The sequence below is a fragment of the Sphingobium xenophagum NBRC 107872 genome (genome assembly GCF_000367345.1).
Lineage (GTDB): Bacteria > Pseudomonadota > Alphaproteobacteria > Sphingomonadales > Sphingomonadaceae > Sphingobium > Sphingobium xenophagum.
On record NZ_BARE01000127.1, the window covers coordinates 1 to 1842 of the forward strand.

The 1842-nt window shown below is 63.9% G+C and carries 3 protein-coding genes; all 3 read left to right on the forward strand.

The genetic code is table 11. The features are described 5' to 3' along the window. Window positions 1–7: 7 nt before the first annotated feature. The 3 genes from SX1_RS22170 (at window position 8) to SX1_RS25110 (ending at window position 1662) form a co-directional block, all read left to right on the forward strand. Window positions 8–859, forward strand: a complete 852-nt coding sequence (locus tag SX1_RS22170) for a DUF1259 domain-containing protein (protein ID WP_052310942.1) — start codon at window positions 8–10, stop codon at window positions 857–859. Then, the gene (locus SX1_RS22175; protein ID WP_228165648.1) at window positions 856–1260 is read left to right on the forward strand and encodes a PepSY domain-containing protein; all 405 of its coding nucleotides are present in this window, start codon (window positions 856–858) and stop codon (window positions 1258–1260) included. Before SX1_RS22170 ends, SX1_RS22175 begins: the two co-directional genes overlap by 4 nt. 75 nt (window positions 1261–1335) lie before the next feature. Beyond that, window positions 1336–1662, forward strand: coding sequence for a Rap1a/Tai family immunity protein (locus SX1_RS25110; protein WP_223178489.1), 327 nt, complete (start codon window positions 1336–1338; stop codon window positions 1660–1662). Window positions 1663–1842 lie beyond the last annotated feature (180 nt).

Below are 1842 nucleotides of genomic sequence, written 5' to 3' on the forward strand. Positions count from 1 at the left end.
CAGCCTCCTGCTGGCAAGCCCGGCATGGGCAGCGCCGGACTGGTCGGCTGTCGACCGGGCGATAGGACGAGCGGGGGCCGAACAGCCGGGGGGCGTTCACCGCTACAGCTTCCCGCGTTCGGACCTGAGCGTCACGCTGGATGGGGTGACGATCAAGCCCTCCCTCGCGCTCGGTTCCTGGGCGGCGTTTCAGCCGATGGGCGACGAGGCGATGGTGATGGGCGATCTCGTGCTGACCCACGACGAGGTGAACCCCGTTTTGAGCCGCCTGCTCGCAAGCGGTTTTACGATCACCGCGCTCCACAATCACCTGCTCCGCTCTTCGCCTGCGACCATGTACATGCACATTGCCGGCCACGGCGACCCGGTGAAGCTCGCGGCCGCGCTCCGGCAAGCGCTATCAGCCAGTCGGACCCCGCTCGCCGCGCCGCAATCGCCTTCGGCCAGCGCAGCCGCATCGCGGCTCGACCTCGATGTGGCCGCGCTCAACCGGTTGATGGGCGGTGAGGGCAAGACGGCCGGTGGCATCCTCCAATACAGCTTTCCGCGCGCCGAGCGGCTGATGGACGGCGATATGGAGACTCCGCCGACGATGGGCACGGCGACCGCGATCAACTTTCAGCCAACCGGGGACGGCCGAGCCGCCATCACCGGCGATTTCGTACTTGTCGCAAACGAGGTCGATCCGGTCCTGCGCGTGCTGCGGACGAACGGGATCGAGGTCACGGCGCTGCATAATCATATGCTAAACGACGAGCCGCGGCTGTTCTTCATGCACTTCTGGGCCAACGACGACGCAGCCAAGCTCGCCCGTGGGCTGCGCGCGGCGCTCGACAGGATGAACAATCAGAGGAGTTGAACTCGGACGACGGCTCATTGGGCCGTAACCGCCGCCCGCCCGACCCCACGGCCCTTATGCAGGAAGTGGAATGGAACATGGCTAGCAAACGAACTCTCACTGTTGTCGCAGGCGTGGGCGCGGCCGCGCTGGCGATCGCGGGCGTGGCGATCGCGCAAAACCACGAGGCGAACGAAAACCGGATAATCGGCAAGCACAGCGAACGAGACATCCCGCTTGCTCAGGTGCCCGAGGCCGCGATGAACGCGGCACGCGCGCAACTCGCGTCAATAAGCAAAGCGGAGCAAGTCACCCGAAAGGCGGACGGAAGCACGCTCTATGAAATCAAGGGCAAGAACAGCGACGGAAAGACGATCGAACTGTTCGTCACGCCCGAAGGCCAGGTGCTCGGCCGCGAATGATGGATCAGCACGGGGCGCCGGCCGTCGAGGGCCGTGCGCCCCTTCCGAAATGATACTGCGGAATAGGAGACGAAAATGCGGCCAAGACGATGGATATTGTTATGCGCCGCTTTGGCCGCCCTGCCTGATAGTGCGATCGGCCAAACCGAACCCGCGTCGGCGACGGGCTCGGCGTTGTTCGTAAGCTGTCAAGCGAATGAGCCGCGATGCGGCGCTTACCTCCAAGGCGTGCTCGACATGATGATCGTCGCGCGAAAAGCGGAATGCCGCGCTCCACGCTATGACCGATCGGCGCTGCGCGCGGCATATTTACGCTGGGCGGAGCAGAATAGCTATTTTATGAGTGTTCATATGGTGGCCGGAGCTGAACGCTCGTTAGCGAAGGCTTGGCCATGTCAGTAGCATCGTACCCCGCGGCGTAGCCTGCCCGGCGGCTGCCTTTGAGGGCAGGCGGAGCGTCCGCCTGGCGGTGAATTCCGCCAGCTCAACGATCCCATGTCGCGCCTCAAGCTCGCTAATTAGCCGATGTTCGCATTATGTCTGCCAAATCGTTGTCTGGCGCACAAACCTTGAGGTGACGCC

What these genes read in the sequence shown, in the direction of transcription:
- SX1_RS25110 (WP_223178489.1), top strand. Translation starts at nt 1,336, where the DNA reads ATGCGGCCAAGACGATGGATATTGTTATGCGCCGCTTTGGCCGCCCTG.